The organism is Kitasatospora sp. HUAS MG31 (assembly GCF_040571325.1).
GTDB lineage: Bacteria > Actinomycetota > Actinomycetes > Streptomycetales > Streptomycetaceae > Kitasatospora > Kitasatospora camelliae.
This window is the reverse complement of sequence record NZ_CP159872.1, coordinates 2,032,943-2,048,723: the sequence shown is the minus strand read 5'-3', so window position 1 is coordinate 2,048,723 and position 15,781 is coordinate 2,032,943. Positions and strand designations below refer to the sequence as shown.

At 70.8% G+C, this 15,781-nt stretch carries 8 protein-coding genes; all 8 read left to right on the top strand.

Annotation, left to right across the window (positions count from 1 at the left end):
* Positions 1–310 precede the first annotated feature (310 nt).
* Positions 311–4,333 (top strand): LamG-like jellyroll fold domain-containing protein, encoded by a 4,023-nt coding sequence (locus ABWK59_RS09490; RefSeq protein WP_354639562.1) that lies wholly within the window; start codon positions 311–313, stop codon positions 4,331–4,333.
* Positions 4,334–4,784: 451 nt separating this feature from the next.
* A complete protein-coding gene (locus ABWK59_RS09485; RefSeq protein WP_354639561.1) occupies positions 4,785–5,060 on the top strand; it encodes a hypothetical protein in 276 nt (91 codons plus the stop codon).
* Between the two features lie 128 nt (positions 5,061–5,188).
* Positions 5,189–5,707, top strand: coding sequence for a MauE/DoxX family redox-associated membrane protein (locus tag ABWK59_RS09480; protein WP_354639559.1), 519 nt, complete (start codon positions 5,189–5,191; stop codon positions 5,705–5,707).
* A 112-nt stretch (positions 5,708–5,819) separates the two neighbouring features.
* Positions 5,820–6,626, top strand: a complete 807-nt coding sequence (locus tag ABWK59_RS09475; RefSeq protein ID WP_354639557.1) for a DsbA family protein — start codon at positions 5,820–5,822, stop codon at positions 6,624–6,626.
* Between the two features lie 75 nt (positions 6,627–6,701).
* Positions 6,702–7,706 carry a prolipoprotein diacylglyceryl transferase gene (lgt, locus tag ABWK59_RS09470; RefSeq protein WP_354639555.1) on the top strand — a complete coding sequence of 335 codons (1,005 nt, stop codon included), beginning with the start codon at positions 6,702–6,704 and terminating at the stop codon, positions 7,704–7,706.
* Positions 7,707–7,943: 237 nt separating this feature from the next.
* Positions 7,944–8,681: a VIT1/CCC1 transporter family protein gene (locus ABWK59_RS09465; RefSeq protein ID WP_354639554.1), complete on the top strand. Its 738-nt coding sequence runs from the start codon at positions 7,944–7,946 to the stop codon at positions 8,679–8,681.
* Between the two features lie 510 nt (positions 8,682–9,191).
* On the top strand, positions 9,192–13,769 hold the full coding sequence (gltB, locus tag ABWK59_RS09460) for a glutamate synthase large subunit (protein ID WP_354639553.1): 4,578 nt from the start codon (positions 9,192–9,194) through the stop codon (positions 13,767–13,769).
* A complete protein-coding gene (locus tag ABWK59_RS09455; RefSeq protein ID WP_354639551.1) occupies positions 13,762–15,222 on the top strand; it encodes a glutamate synthase subunit beta in 1,461 nt (486 codons plus the stop codon). Before gltB ends, ABWK59_RS09455 begins: the two co-directional genes overlap by 8 nt.
* The last annotated feature ends 559 nt before the right edge of the window (positions 15,223–15,781 follow it).

The window sequence follows — 15,781 nt, the reverse complement described above, 5'->3', positions numbered from 1 at the left end:
AAGGTCAAGTTCGTCCGGTCAAGCTTTGTCAAGACTTTTCCAACAGAAGGAATCCGCCATGCCATCTGCCGCGTCACGGCAGATTTCCCGGCGCGCCGCCAAGCGGCGACTCGGGCTCACCATCGCGATAGCGACCGCCGTCTCGAGCCTCACCGGGCCGGCGTTCGCCGACGACCGGCCCTGGGCCGTTCCCCCGGGCAACATGACGGCCCCGGTTGCGCCGAACGCACATTCCCCGGACGGCGGGGGTCCGGTCGCGGTTGCCCGCGCCGAGGCGAAGCGCACCGGAAGGCCGGTCACTGTGGAGGAGTTGTCGACGCAGACCAGTCTCACCGTGGCCAACCCGGACGGCACGCTCACACGCACCGACCACCACCAGCCCGTTCGGGTCAGGAGGAACAACGCCTGGACGCCGGTCGATGCCACCCTCGTCAGGAACCCGGACGGCAGTTGGTCCCCCAGGGCCACACCTTCGGGTGTCCAGCTCTCCGGCGGCGGCTCCGGCCCGCTGGCGACTTTCACCGACGGCAAGGGCCGCAGCCTCGCGCTGACCCTTCCCTTCGTGCTCCCGGCACCCACCGTCAGCGGTGACAGCGTGCGCTACGCCGAGGTGCTGCCCGGAGTCGATCTCAACGCGACCGTGACCGATCAAGGTGCCTTCCGGGAGGTTCTGGTCGTCCGGGACGCGAAGGCGGCGGCGAACCCCGCGCTCAGGAACCTCCGGCTGGCCACCACGACCAAGGGTCTGACGGCCGGCGCCGACCAGGACGGCAACATCACCGCCAAGGCCGACGACGGGACACTCGTCTTCACCGCGCCGACTCCGGTCATGTGGGACTCCAGCACCGGACCTGCGGCGGCCCGAAACGAGGGCAAGGCCCGGAGCGCTCCAGCCGGTGGTGAGCCGGCCCGTCCGGGTCAGGCCGCCGACAGTCGCGCGACCGTCGACACCGCAGGCTCAGGCCACTCGTCGGACAAGGGTCCGGGCGACCACGCCCGGATCTCCGCGATCAAGGTCGCGGCGGACGCCACCAGCCTGACCCTGACTCCGGACGCCGCCCAGTTGGCGAGTCCCGACACGGTGTGGCCGGTGTACATCGATCCCTATGTCAGTCCGGCCCCCGGTGGCACCAACCACTACCTGGAGGTCCAGGAAGGATGTGCGGGGCCTGGTCCCTTCGACGTGGCGCAGCCTTATGGCGAGGGTGTGGGCTACCAGCACTTCACCAGCAGGTGCTACGGACTCGAGCGCTCGTTCTACGAGTTCGACACGAGCAACCTGAATGGAAGCATGGTCGTCTCCAAGTCGACCATGTACCTCACCGAGACGCACGGGGCCGACAACGGCTGCGACAAGACGTGGCCGTTGACCCTGCAGTTCACCGGCGCCATCTCCAACGGCATGGGCTGGCCCGGCCCGGCGGCCGCCTACAACATCGCCACCCAGAACGTGCTGAGCGCGGGTGACATGGGCGCCTGCGGATACCGGCAGGTGACGTTCGACGTCACCGACACCGTGAGGTCGCGCCTCGGCGCCTCCAACCTGACCTTCGGGCTCGTCGGGAACGAGAGCAAGTACGCGACCAACTACGGGTTCATGCGCTTCTCGACCAACCCGTACATCGAGACCGTGTTCGATATCGCTCCCAACGTGCCGGACCAGCTCGGAACCACTCCTGCCTCCCAGAACCCGGCGTCCCCGGCGTGTGCTGGTGGGAATGCCGGATGGATCGGTGAGAGCGGCTCCACCAACGGCAAGTCCAACATCACCCTGAACGCTCGCCTGACCACTCCGATGAACGGCGTCAACCTCTGGGCGCAGTTCCACGTGTGGGACAACATGACGAACAACGGAAGCGGCTCCCCGGCCGATGCGAGCTGGCCGAGCAGCAACTGGGTGGCGTCGGGCAGCACCGTCTACGCCAACATCGGTGGGCTGGTCGCGGACGGCCACACCTACGGCTGGAACGTGGTGGCCCAGGACGGCACGCTCGGCAGCCCCGGTTCGCCGTACTGCTACTTCAGCGTGGACCTCACCCCGCCGAGCGTGCCGACCGTCGGCGGTTCCGCCGTGTTTCCGCCCCTCGGCAGCGGAACCGCGCCCACCGGGCATGCCGGCGACCGCGCGACCGTCAAGGTGACCGCGAACGACCCCACCCCGGCCGGCTGCAGCCTCGCGGCCTGCGTCAGCAGCGGTGTCCACCGGTTCGAGTACGCGCTGGACACCAACATCCCGGGCAACGGCGCCACCTACAAGCCCGCCGTCCCGGCCGGCAACGGTACGGCGACGGCGGACATCCCCATCGACGTGAACACCACCCAGTGGGGCACGCACACCCTGTTCGTCCGCGCGGTCGACGCGGCGGGCAACACGCGGGGAACGGTTGGGCAGTACAGCTTCTTCGCCCCGTGGAACCCGGCCACCAAGGTCATCCCCGGAGACCTGACCACCGACGGTATTCCAGACCTGGCGGCCACCACGGCCGATGGCAACCTCGTCCTGATCCGTGGCAACTCCGACCCCGCTGCCATCCCGGAGCAGGCCTCCACGGCGGGGCAGAGTCCCGAGGGCAACAGTTGGACGGACTACCTCGTCACTCACCGCGGCTCCGCGTGGACCACGGTCGACGACCTGTTCGCCTACAGCAAGAGCACGCACCGCCTCTACCTGTACAAGAACGACGCGACTTCGGGCGGGACACCGGGACACTTCAGCAACACCGCCAACGTGACCCAGATCCTCACGTCGGGCAGTTGCCCAGCCAAGGGCTCGGACGGCACCTGGAACAAGGTCACGCAGATCCTGGCGGCGGGCAAGCTCGCCCGGGTCGCCGACGCCCCGGACCTGATCACCGTCGACAACAAGGAGCTCTGGTACTACCCGGGCAGCAAGCAGGCCGGCTGCTACCTCAACAGCGGCGTGAAGATCGGTACGGGTGACTGGTCCAACGTCACCCTGCTCGCCCCGGGCACGGTCGGTGGGGTCCCCACCCTGTGGGCGCGTGACAACGCCACCGGCGCCGTCACCAGCTTCCCGCTGACCTTCAGCGGCGGGGTGCCGACCACGAACGTCACCGCGCCCGTCCGCGCCCCGTTGGTGTCCGGGATCCTCGACTCCGCCGGCAAGAACATGTGCGCCGACGTCCGGTACGCCGGTACGGAGGACGGTACGGCGGTCGAGATGTACGCGTGCAACGGCAGCGCTGCCCAAACGTTCACGCTGGGCGCCGACAACACCGTGCACGCCCTCGGCAAGTGCCTCGACGTCCGTCAGGGACAGATGGTGAACGGCACACTCGTCCAGCTCTGGACCTGCAACAACACCCCCGCGCAGCGGTGGGTCGCCGGTCCGCAGCCGGGCACCCTGATGGTCGCCGGCACCACCAAGTGCCTCGACGACCCGGGCAGCAGCAACACCTCGAAGACCCAGCTGACCATCTGGGAGTGCAGGGGGACCCCGAACCAGGTCTGGGCCGCCACCACTCCCGGCAACACCCTCCCCGCGGCGCAGCAGGTCCTGCCCGTGGGCGCCGGGGATCCGCGGTCGGACGCCGCCTCGCCGGGCGACGTCGACGGCGACGGTTTCGCCGACCTGTACGTGGCCTCGGTGGACGGCGAGATCACCCGGTACCCGGGTGCCGCGCCGGTCAACGGCTTGGCCCAGTTCAAGGCCCCGGTCGTGCTCGGCAGTGTTCACCAGGTCAGCGAGCGCTGGAAGCTCACCGACGCGAAGAGCACGGTCAGCGCCGTCAACAACCTGACCGTGACCGGCGGAAGCCTCGTGGCGGACCCCGCCCGGGGCACGGTGCTCTCCCTGCCGGGCACTGCCGGCTCCTCGGCCGCCACCGCCTCCAAGGTGGTGCGGACGGACCTCAGCTACGCCGTCTCCGCCTGGGCGTACCTCACGGCCAACGGCGGGTACGCGACCGTGGTGGGTCAGGCAGGCACGAACGTGAACAGCTTCTACCTGACCTATGCGTCCGGTCCGAACGCGTGGATGTACACCGCGCCGTCGAACGACTCGACCAGCCCGACCTCCTACGCGACCGTCCTCGACACCGAACCGGCGGCTCTCAACACCTGGACGCACCTGGTCGCGGTGTACGACGCCGGGACCAGCACCATGAGTCTGTACGTGAACGGCAGGCTGAAGGGCACCGCCGTGAACACCAGCCTGTGGCCGGCCACCGGTCCGCTGGTGATCGGGAACGCCACGAACAGCAACCCGTTTCCGGGCCGGATCAGCGACGTCCAGATCTGGAGCTCTGCGCTCTCCCCGTCCGCGGTCAGCGCGCTGGACGGCGACCGGCCGGTGCTGACCCAGCTCAGCTGAGACCCGGCCCACGCCGACGGCGAGCCCGCCGACTCCTCCTTTCCTGGGAGTCGGCGGGCTCGCGGCATTCGGCGGTGGCTCAGGAGCGGTCGGGGCGGAACCTCGCCATATCGCCGGAGATGTAGATCAGGAGCGGCTTGACGGTATCCCCTCCCTGCGGGGGTACGACGAGAGGTCCGCGCCCACCTCGCGGAAGTCGGAGTCCTCGCCGTTTTCAGCGGCTTGGAACGACCGGCAATAACGCCATCCCCTCCCTGCGGGGGCAGGACGCGATGCGCTCGGTGGGGGTGGGCGGGAAGGCGCGGGGTGAATCCGAACGGGTGAAGCGTGGGGGCGACACGCATCGGGTGGGGTTGACCGGCGTTGAGGGGAGGGACGAGTGCGCGGGGCCGGTCCGGGCTTCGTGGTTCGTGTGCTGTTGAACCGGTTCCGTCGTGTGAGAGGGGTGCCCGTGCCGTACGTCCGGCGACCCGTTCTGCTGCGTGCGGCGGCGGCCGCGCTCGCGCTGGGGGTGGCGGTCGGGGTGGAGGCCGCCGTGGAACAGGCGCTGGCCAGGCGGGGTGCGGAGCGTGCCGAGCGGGACGCGTACGTGTGCGCGCAGGCTGCCGCCCGGACGTCGGAGGGGCGGGAGCCGGGCGGTGGGCCGTGGCTGGGGCGGCTGCTGCCGCCGGCCCGGTGCGAGCTGGCGGCGCGGTCCGCCGCCACCCCGGGGAAATCGGACAACTGATCGCATTTCCTCACTCTTTCGGCTTAATGGGCGAAGATGGAGGAACCGACCGTGATCCCCTACGGTTCATCAGTCAGGACGCCGTGCCGGGGATCGGCGGCGGCGGTTGAGCCAGAGGGGATGTCCCGATGACCAGTCAGCAGGCAACCGCGCCACGCGTTGGCTGTGGTTCGCTGCGCCGGGCGGTGGACGGTGCGGCGGGGGAGTGGATCGGCCTCGCCGTCCGGCTCGCCCTCGCCGTGGTGTGGGGCTGGGCGGGGCTGGCCAAGGTCGCGGATCCGGCCGAGGCCGCCCAGGCCGTCCGGGCGTACGAGATCCTTCCCGAGTCGCTGGTCAAGCCGGTCGGCTGGGGTCTGCCGTTCCTGGAGCTGGCACTCGCCCTGCTGCTCCTGATCGGACTCGGTACCCGTATCGCCGCCGCCGTCTCCGCCGTGCTGCTGCTGGCCTTCATCTCGGGCATCGCCTCGGCCTGGGCGCGCGGCATCTCGATCGACTGCGGCTGCTTCGGCGGCGGCGGCACGGTCGACGCCTCCAAGACCGAGTACCTGCAGGAGATCCTGCGCGACACCGGCTTCCTGCTGCTCGCCGCCTGGATGGTCCACCGGCCGCGGACGAAGTTCTCCGCCGACGCCTGGCTGGCCGCCTAGCCCCGCCGCCGGTCCGGCCCGGCTCCCCCGTGCGCGGCCCGGCCCGGTGGCACCCCGTCCCCCGCCCCAGCGACTTCAGCAGGTATCGCAGACCTTGGACACGAGCACCGCCATGAGCGAGAAGAACCGAGACCGCAAGCGCAGCGCCCGCGAGCGGATGCTGCAGCAGCGGGAGGCCGACGAGGCCCGCGCCCGCCGCAAGAAGAAGCTGATCGTCGGCGGCGTGGTGGTCGCGGTGATCGCCGCCGCCGTGGTCACCGGCGTCGTGGTGCAGAACGAGCGCTCCAAGCCGGAGACCCCGACCGCGGCCCCGGCCGGCACCATCGGCGACAAGAACCTGGTCATCCCGGTCGGCGCGGCCGACAGCCCGTCCGTGCTCACCGTGTACGAGGACCCGCGCTGCCCGGCCTGCGACATCTTCGAGAAGCAGTTCACCCAGACCATCGAACAGCTCGAGGACCAGGGCAAGCTCCAGGGCAACTACCACATCGTCTCGTTCATCGACCGCTCGCTCGGCGGCAACGGCTCCAAGTACGGCGCCAACGCGCTCGCCTGCGCGCAGGACGTCGGGCACTTCCGCGCGTACCACGACGTGCTCTACAAGAACCAGCCCCAGGAGAGCGACGACGCCTTCGGGCAGAAGGCCAGGCTGATCGAGCTCTCCCAGCAGGTCCCGGGGCTGGACACCCCCGCCTTCGAGGCCTGCGTCAACGACAACACCTACGCCGGCTGGGTCTCCGCGGTGCAGCAGGACTTCGACAAGTCCGGCTTCAAGTCCACCCCGACCGTGCTGCTCAACGGCACCCCGATCTACCCCAAGAAGGGCGACGAGCAGATCAGCCCGGAGAAGCTGGTCAAGTGGGTGGACGAGGCCAACCAGGGCAAGAAGCTCGGCACCACGGGTTCGCCGACGCCGTGAGCAGGGTTCGTTCGGAAGTCGTGACCCGCTCCGGTGGAGATCTGCCGGGCGGGACGCGGTAGCGTCGAGGGCGTCATGGATATCGCTTACATTCCGAGCCCGTCGCGGGGCGTCCTCTACCTGGGACCCGTTCCGCTGCGCGCCTACGCCTTCTGCATCATCATCGGTGTCGTCCTGGCCGTGTGGCTCGGCAGCAAGCGCTGGGTCGCCCGGGGTGGCGGCAAGCACACGGTCGGCGACATCGCCGTCTGGGCCGTCCCGTTCGGTCTGGTCGGCGGCCGGCTGTACCACGTGATCACCGACAACCAGCTGTACTTCGGCGAGGGCAAGCACCCGCTCGACGCGCTGAAGATCTGGGAGGGCGGCCTCGGGATCTGGGGCGCGATCGCCTTCGGCGCGGTCGGCGCCTGGATCGGCTGCCGCCGCCGCGGCGTCCCGCTGCCCGCGTACGCCGACGCCATCGCGCCCGGCATCGCGCTGGCCCAGGCCTGCGGCCGCTGGGGCAACTGGTTCAACCAGGAGCTGTACGGCCGGCCCACCGACCTGCCCTGGGGCCTGGAGATCACCAAGACCCTGCCGGACGGCACCGTGGTCACCGGCACCTACCACCCGACCTTCCTCTACGAGTCGCTGTGGTGCGTCGGTGTGGCGCTGCTGGTGATCTGGGCCGACCGCCGGTTCACCCTCGGCCACGGCCGGGCGTTCGCGCTGTACGTGGCCGCGTACACGGTGGGCCGGTTCTGGACCGAGTGGCTGCGGATCGACGAGGCGCACGTCTTCTTCGGCCTGCGGCTGAACGACTGGGTCGCGATCCTGGTCTTCCTCGGCGCCGTCGCCTACCTGGTGATCTCGGCGCGGACGCGGCCGGGCCGCGAGGACCCGGCGACCATCGACCCGGCGGCGCACGCCGAGGCCGCGGCGCAGGGCGACGGCAAGCCCTCCGACCGGAAGTCCTCCGACGGCAAGTCCGCCGACGGGAAGCCCGGCACGTCCTCCACCGACCGCACGGCCGAGGAGCCGTCCGCGGGCGCGCCGTCGGACGTCCTGGGTGGCGCCGCCGGCTCGCAGCAGGCCACCTGACCGGCGCCGATCCCGGTCCCGAGGCCGTCCCCGCCCTTTCTGCGGGGGCGGCCTCCGCCGTTTTCCGAGCCGTCCCGGGCAGGGTCGTCCGGTCGTCACCGAGGGGGTTCGAGCGGCTTCGGACAGCCTTACTTTGCTGGAAAGCCGCAGGTGGAAGGGCTACGTTCACAGCAGAGGAGCCCCGCGGGCAGCCCCCGGCTGCGGTCCGGGGTCAGGACCGGGAGGGAAACCACCACCATGAGCGCGACCGTCACCGAACCGGAGACCGCAGGCCAGCCGCGGATACCGGCGCCCGACCACCACCGCGACGTCAACGGCGGCTGGCTGCGGCCCGCCGTGTTCGGCGCGATGGACGGCCTGGTCTCCAACCTCGCCCTGATGACCGGCGTGGTCGGCGGTGACGTCGGCCGCGGTGCGGTGATCCTCACCGGCCTGGCCGGTCTGGCCGCCGGCGCCTGCTCGATGGCGGCGGGGGAGTACACCTCGGTCGCCTCCCAGCGGGAGCTGGTGGAGGCGGAGATCGAGGCCGAGCGGCTGGAGCTGAGCCGCAACCCGCACGGCGAGCTGGCCGAGCTGGCGCAGCTGTACGTGGACAAGGGCGTGGAGCCGGAGCTCGCGTACCAGGTGGCGAAGCAGCTGTCGGCGGACCCCGAGCGGACGCTGGCCGTGCACGCCCGGGAGGAGCTGGGCGTGGACCCGGAGGACCTGCCCTCGCCGGTGGTGGCGGCGGCCTCCTCGTTCGCCTGCTTCGCGGTGGGCGCGCTGCTGCCGCTGCTGCCGTACCTGGTCGGGGCGAGCGCGCTCTGGCCGGCGCTGCTGGTCTCGGCCGCGGGCCTGTTCCTGTGCGGCGCGGTGGTGGCCCGGGTGACGGCGCGGTCCTGGTGGTTCAGCGGGCTGCGCCAACTGGTGCTGGGCGGTGCGGCGGCCGGGGTGACCTTCCTGCTGGGGCACCTGATCGGCGGGACCCTGAGCTGACCGGGCCGGTCCGGCCAGGCAGGTCCGGTCCGGTCCGGTCCGTAAGCCGACCCCGGGACCCGGCCCGCGGCGCGGATTCGTCGGATGGCACAGGGCGCTGCATGGTTATGCCGACCAGCGCGTGACGTTCCGCACATGGGCCCGGGTGGCGACCTGGCCTAGTCTCATCCCTCGGGCTCACGACCCGTCGATTCGCATCTGCGGGTCGGCTCCGGGGATGGATTCGCAGGCGGGCCCGGACAGCCCGTGTGGACAGGGGATTTCGGCCCTGTTTCAGGCCGAGGGCGCCCGGGCACACTGGTGGGGACGCGCGGCGTGGCGCGTCCTCCCATGTCGCCCTCATCTCGCCCGTGACCTGCGGTTTTTGTCCGCGATGTGGACGCGATATCCCAGTTCTCGGGATCTTGGGCATCATGTAACTTGCACGTAATCGCATCAGGGCCAACGTCGTCCCTTCTGCACAGCCTTTGCCAAATGACGACGACGGGAGAGCCGATGCTGTCTGCATCCATGCGCTCCGCAAACGAGCCCGGCCAGGCACGGCCCTACGCGCTCGTTCCGGATGCGCGACCCACCGCTCAGGGCCTGTACGACCCGCGAAACGAGCGCGACGCCTGCGGCGTCGGCTTCGTCGCCACGCTGACCGGCATCGCCGACCACACCATCGTCGACCAGGCGCTGACCGTCCTGCGCAACCTGGAGCACCGCGGGGCCACCGGCTCCGAGCCGGACTCCGGTGACGGCGCGGGCATCCTGACCCAGATCCCGGACGCGTTCCTGCGCGCCAACACCCCCTTCGAGCTGCCCGCCGCGGGCTCGTACGCGGTCGGCATCGCGTTCCTCCCGGACGAGGACGCCGCCGACGCCGCCGCGGTCGCCGCCGTCGAGGCCGTCGCCGCCGAGGAGGGCCTGACCGTCCTCGGCTGGCGCGACGTCCCGGTCACCCCCGACCTGCTGGGCGCCACCGCCCGCTCGGTGATGCCCCGCTTCCGCCAGCTCTTCCTGGCGAAGGACGGGCTGAGCGGCATCGAGCTGGACCGGACCGCCTTCGTGGTGCGCAAGCGCGCCGAGCGCGAGGCCGGCGTGTACTTCCCGTCGCTCTCCGCCCGCACCATCGTCTACAAGGGCATGCTGACCACCGGCCAGCTGGAGCCGTTCTTCCCCGACCTGTCGGACCGGCTCTACGCCTCCGCCATCGGCCTGGTGCACTCGCGGTTCTCCACCAACACCTTCCCGAGCTGGCCGCTCGCCCACCCGTACCGCTTCGTCGCGCACAACGGCGAGATCAACACGGTCAAGGGCAACCGGAACTGGATGACCGCCCGCGAGTCCCAGCTCGCCACCGACCTCATCCCGGGCGACCTGAACCGGATCTTCCCGATCTGCACCCCGGACCACTCCGACTCCGCCTCCTTCGACGAGGTCCTGGAGCTGCTCCACCTCGGCGGCCGTTCGCTGCCGCACTCGGTGCTGATGATGATCCCGGAGGCGTGGGAGAACCACGCCACCATGGACCCGGCCCGCCGCGCCTTCTACCAGTACCACTCCAACCTGATGGAGCCCTGGGACGGCCCGGCCTGCGTCACGTTCACCGACGGCACCCAGATCGGCGCGGTCCTCGACCGCAACGGCCTGCGCCCCGCCCGCTACTGGATCACCGAGGCCGGCCTGGTCGTCCTCTCCTCCGAGGTCGGCGTGCTCGACATCGAGCAGGAGCACGTGGTCAAGAAGGGCCGCCTGCAGCCCGGCAAGATGTTCCTCATCGACACCGTGGAGCACCGGATCGTCGAGGACGAGGAGATCAAGTCCGCCCTCGCCGCCGAGCACCCCTACGAGGAGTGGGTGGCCGGCGGGCAGATCCAGCTGGCCAAGCTCCCCGAGCGCGAGCACATCCACCACACCCACGCCTCGGTGACCCGCCGTCAGCAGACCTTCGGCTACACCGAGGAGGAGCTGCGGGTCATCCTCGCGCCGATGGCCAAGACCGGTGGCGAGGCGCTCGGCTCGATGGGCACCGACTCGCCGATCGCCGCGCTCTCCGAGAAGCCCCGCCTGCTGTTCGACTACTTCGTGCAGCTGTTCGCGCAGGTCACCAACCCGCCGCTGGACGCCATCCGCGAGGAGCTCGTCACCTCGCTGCTGTCCAACCTCGGCCCCGAGGGCAACCTGCTCGACGCCAGCCCGTCGCACTGCCGCTCGGTCGGCATCACCTTCCCGGTGATCGACAACGACGAGCTGGCCAAGCTGATCCACATCAACGCGGACGGCGACCAGCAGGGCCTGAAGGCCGTCACCCTGTCCGGCCTCTACAAGGTCGCCACCGGTGGCGCGGGCCTCGCCGCCCGCCTGGCCGAGATCGCCGCCGAGACGGACGCCGCCATCGCCGACGGCGCCCGGATCATCGTGCTCTCCGACCGCCACTCGGACGCCGAGCACGCCCCGATCCCGTCGCTGCTGCTCACCTCGGCCGTCCACCACCACCTGATCCGCACCAAGCAGCGCACCCGGGTGTCGCTGATCGTCGAGGCCGGCGACGTCCGCGAGGTGCACCACGTCGCGCTGCTCGTCGGCTACGGCGCGGGCGCGGTCAACCCGTACCTGGCGATGGAGTCGGTCGAGGACCTGGTCGCCCAGGCCGTCTTCGTCCAGGGCATCGAGCCCGAGAAGGCCATCAAGAACCTGATCAAGGCGCTCGGCAAGGGCGTGCTCAAGGTCATGTCCAAGATGGGCATCTCCACCGTGGCCTCGTACCGCGGCGCCCAGGTCTTCGAGGCGATCGGCCTCTCCCAGGAGCTGGTCGACGGCTACTTCGCCGGCACCACCACCAAGCTCGGCGGCATCGGCCTGGACCAGATCGCCAAGGAGGTGGCCGCCCGCCACGCCAAGGCGTACCCGGCCTCCGGCATCCCGGCCGCGCACCGCGCGCTGGAGATCGGCGGCGAGTACCAGTGGCGCCGCGAGGGCGAGCCGCACCTGTTCGACCCGGAGACGGTCTTCCGCCTGCAGCACTCCACCCGCAGCAAGCGGTACGACATCTTCAAGCAGTACACGGACCGGGTGAACCAGCAGTCCGAGCGGCTGATGACGCTGCGCGGCCTGTTCAAGCTGGACGGCCGCGACCGCGCCCCGATCTCCATCGACGAGGTCGAGCCGGTCTCCGAGATCGTCAAGCGGTTCTCCACCGGCGCCATGTCCTACGGCTCCATCTCGATGGAGGCGCACGAGACCCTCGCCATCGCCATGAACCAGCTGGGCGGCAAGTCCAACACCGGTGAGGGCGGCGAGGACCCGGAGCGCCTGTACGACCCGGCGCGCCGCTCCGCGATCAAGCAGGTCGCCTCCGGCCGTTTCGGTGTCACCAGCGAGTACCTGGTCAACGCGGACGACATCCAGATCAAGATGGCCCAGGGCGCCAAGCCCGGCGAGGGCGGCCAGCTGCCCGGCCACAAGGTGTACCCGTGGGTCGCCAAGACCCGGCACTCCACCCCGGGTGTCGGCCTGATCTCCCCGCCGCCGCACCACGACATCTACTCCATCGAGGATCTGGCCCAGCTGATCCACGACCTCAAGAACGCCAACCCGGCCGCGCGTATCCACGTGAAGCTGGTGTCGGAGGTCGGTGTCGGCACGGTCGCCGCGGGCGTCTCCAAGGCGCACGCGGACGTGGTCCTGGTCTCCGGCCACGACGGCGGCACCGGCGCCTCGCCGCTCACCTCGCTCAAGCACGCGGGCGGCCCCTGGGAGCTCGGCCTCGCCGAGACCCAGCAGACCCTGCTGCTCAACGGCCTGCGCGACCGCATCGTGGTGCAGACCGACGGCCAGCTGAAGACCGGCCGCGACGTGGTCATCGCCGCGCTGCTCGGCGCCGAGGAGTTCGGCTTCGCCACCGCCCCGCTGGTGGTCTCCGGCTGCATCATGATGCGCGTCTGCCACCTGGACACCTGCCCGGTCGGCGTCGCCACCCAGAACCCGGTGCTGCGCGAGCGCTTCTCCGGCAAGCCGGAGTTCGTGGTGAACTTCTTCGAGTTCATCGCCGAGGAGGTCCGCGAGATCCTCGCCGAGCTGGGCTTCCGCTCCATCGAGGAGGCCGTCGGCCACGCCGAGCACATCGACGCCGAGGCCGCGATCGACCACTGGAAGGCGTCCGGGCTCGACCTGGCCCCGCTCTTCCACGTGCCCGAACTGCCCGAGGGCGCCGCCCGGCACAACACCACCGGCCAGGACCACGCGCTGGACAAGGCGCTCGACAACCAGCTCATCGAGCTGGCCGAGGACGCCCTGGAGCGCGGTGACGCGGTCCGGATCCAGCTGCCGGTCCGCAACGTCAACCGCACGGTCGGCACCATGCTCGGCCACCACGTGACCAAGCGGTACCGCGGCGAGGGCCTGCCCGAGGGGACGATCGACGTCACCCTCACCGGCTCGGCCGGCCAGTCGTTCGGCGCCTTCGTGCCGAAGGGGATCACCCTGCGCCTGGAGGGCGACGCCAACGACTACGTCGGCAAGGGCCTGTCCGGCGGTGTGGTGATCGTCCGCCCGGCGCGCGACGCCGCCGCCATCGGCAACGACGCCCAGAACCACGTCATCGCCGGCAACACCATCGGCTACGGCGCCACCTCGGGCCGGATCCACCTGCGCGGCAAGGCCGGCGAGCGGTTCGCCGTCCGCAACTCCGGTGCCACCCTGGTCGTCGAGGGCGTGGGCGACCACGGCCTGGAGTACATGACCGGCGGACGGGTCGTCATCCTCGGCGAGACCGGCCGCAACCTGGCCGCGGGCATGTCCGGCGGTGTCGCGTACGTCCTGGACCTGCGTCCGGCGAACGTGAACTCCGGCATGGTGGGCATCGAGGCCCCCTCCGCCGAGGACCGCGAGTGGCTGCGCGAGACCGTGCAGCAGCACTACGAGGAGACCGGCTCCACCGTGGCCGCCGAGCTCCTGGCCGACTGGGGCAGCGGCGTCTCCCGCTTCTCCACGATCATGCCGACCGACTACAAGGCAGTGCTCGCCGCCAAGGACGCCGCTGAGCGCGATGGCCTCTCCGAGGCCGAGACCACTCGCAAGATGATGGAGGCGGCACATGGCTGACCCCAAGGGCTTCCTGACCACGCCCAAGCAGCTGGCCGAGCGCCGTCCCGTGGACGTCCGTCTGCGGGACTGGAACGAGGTCTACGTCGAGCGCAGCCTCCTGCCGATCATCACCAAGCAGGCCGGCCGCTGCATGGACTGCGGCATCCCGTTCTGCCACAACGGCTGCCCGCTCGGGAACCTCATCCCCGAGTGGAACGACCTGGCCTTCCGGGACGACTGGACGGGCGCCATCGAGCGCCTCCACGCGACCAACAACTTCCCGGAGTTCACCGGTCGCCTCTGCCCCGCGCCCTGCGAGTCGGCCTGCGTGCTCGGCATCAACCAGGACGCGGTGACCATCAAGAACGTCGAGGTCACCATCATCGACAAGGCCTGGGACCGCGGCGGGGTCACCCCGCAGATCCCGGAGCGCCTGTCCGGCAAGACCGTGGCCGTGGTCGGCTCCGGCCCGGCCGGCCTGGCCGCCGCCCAGCAGCTCACCCGGGCCGGTCACACCGTGGTCGTGTACGAGCGCGCCGACCGCGTCGGCGGCCTGCTGCGGTACGGCATCCCCGAGTTCAAGATGGAGAAGCGCCACATCAACCGCCGCATCGAGCAGATGCGCGCGGAGGGCACCCGGTTCCGCACCGGCGTCCACGTCGGCGAGGACATCACCGGCCACCAGCTGCGCGACCGCTTCGACGCGGTCGTCATCGCCGCCGGCGCCACCACCGCCCGCGACCTGCCGGTGCCCGGCCGGGAGCTGGCCGGCATCCACCAGGCCATGGAGTACCTGCCGCTGGCGAACAAGGTGCAGGAGGGCGACTACGTCGACTCGCCGATCTCCGCCAAGGGCAAGCACGTGGTGGTCATCGGCGGCGGCGACACCGGCGCGGACTGCGTCGGCACCGCCCACCGCCAGGGCGCGGCCTCGGTCACCCAGCTGGAGATCATGCCGCAGCCGAGCGAGCAGCGGCCCGGCCACCAGCCCTGGCCCACCATGCCGATGACCTACAAGGTCACCTCGGCCCACGAGGAGGGCGGCGAGCGGATCTACTCCGTCTCCACCACCCACTTCAGCGGGGACGAGGACGGCAACGTGCAGGAACTCCACCTCGTTGAGGTAGAGTTCAAGGACGGCCGGTTCGAGCAGGTGCCCGGCAGCGAGCGGGTCATCCCGGCCCAGCTCGTCACCCTGGCCATGGGCTTCACGGGCACCGACGTCAAGAACGGGCTGGTCGAGCAGCTCGGTGTGGAGCTGGACGCGCGCGGCAACGTGGCCCGCGACTCCAAGTTCGCCACCAACGTCGACGGCGTCTACGTCTGCGGCGACGCAGGCCGAGGCCAGTCGCTGATCGTCTGGGCCATCGCGGAGGGCCGTTCGGCCGCCGCCGCGGTGGACCGGTACCTGGGCGGCAAGACCCCGCTGCCCGCACCGATCCGCCCCACCGACCGCCCCCTGGTGGTCTGAGGACTGAGAAACCCTCACCAAGAACGCCGGGCAACTGCCCGCCCGGCCGCACGAAACCGCCGCCCGCCAGAGCCGCCGGGCGCACGCGGTCTGTACGGCGCCTGCCCACTCCCCGACCAGTTGGGGGCAGGCGCCGTCGTGCTGTGTTGTCGCCCGCTCGCCTCCGGGCCCTCCCGGCCCGGCGCCGACGGTCGTTGCTCCCTCGCTCCTTCGTCACTCCCTCGCGCCTCCCTTTCGGCACCGGCGGGCCCTTCGGCTCGGGGCGGGAGTCGCCCGCTCGCCTCCGGGCCCTCTTGACCCGGCGCCGACGGTCGTTGCTCCCTCGCTCCTTCGTCACTCCCTCGCGCCTCCCTTTCGACACCGGCGGGCCCTTCGGCTCGGGGCGGGAGTCGCCCGCTCGCCTCCGGGCCCTCCCGACCCGGCGCCGACGGTCGTTGCTCCCTCGCCGCTTTGTCGCCCGCTCGCCTCCGGGCCCTCCTGACCCGGCGTCGACGGTCGTTGCTCCCTCGCTCCTTCGTCACTCCCTCGCCCCTTTCGACACCGGCGGGCCCTTCGGCTC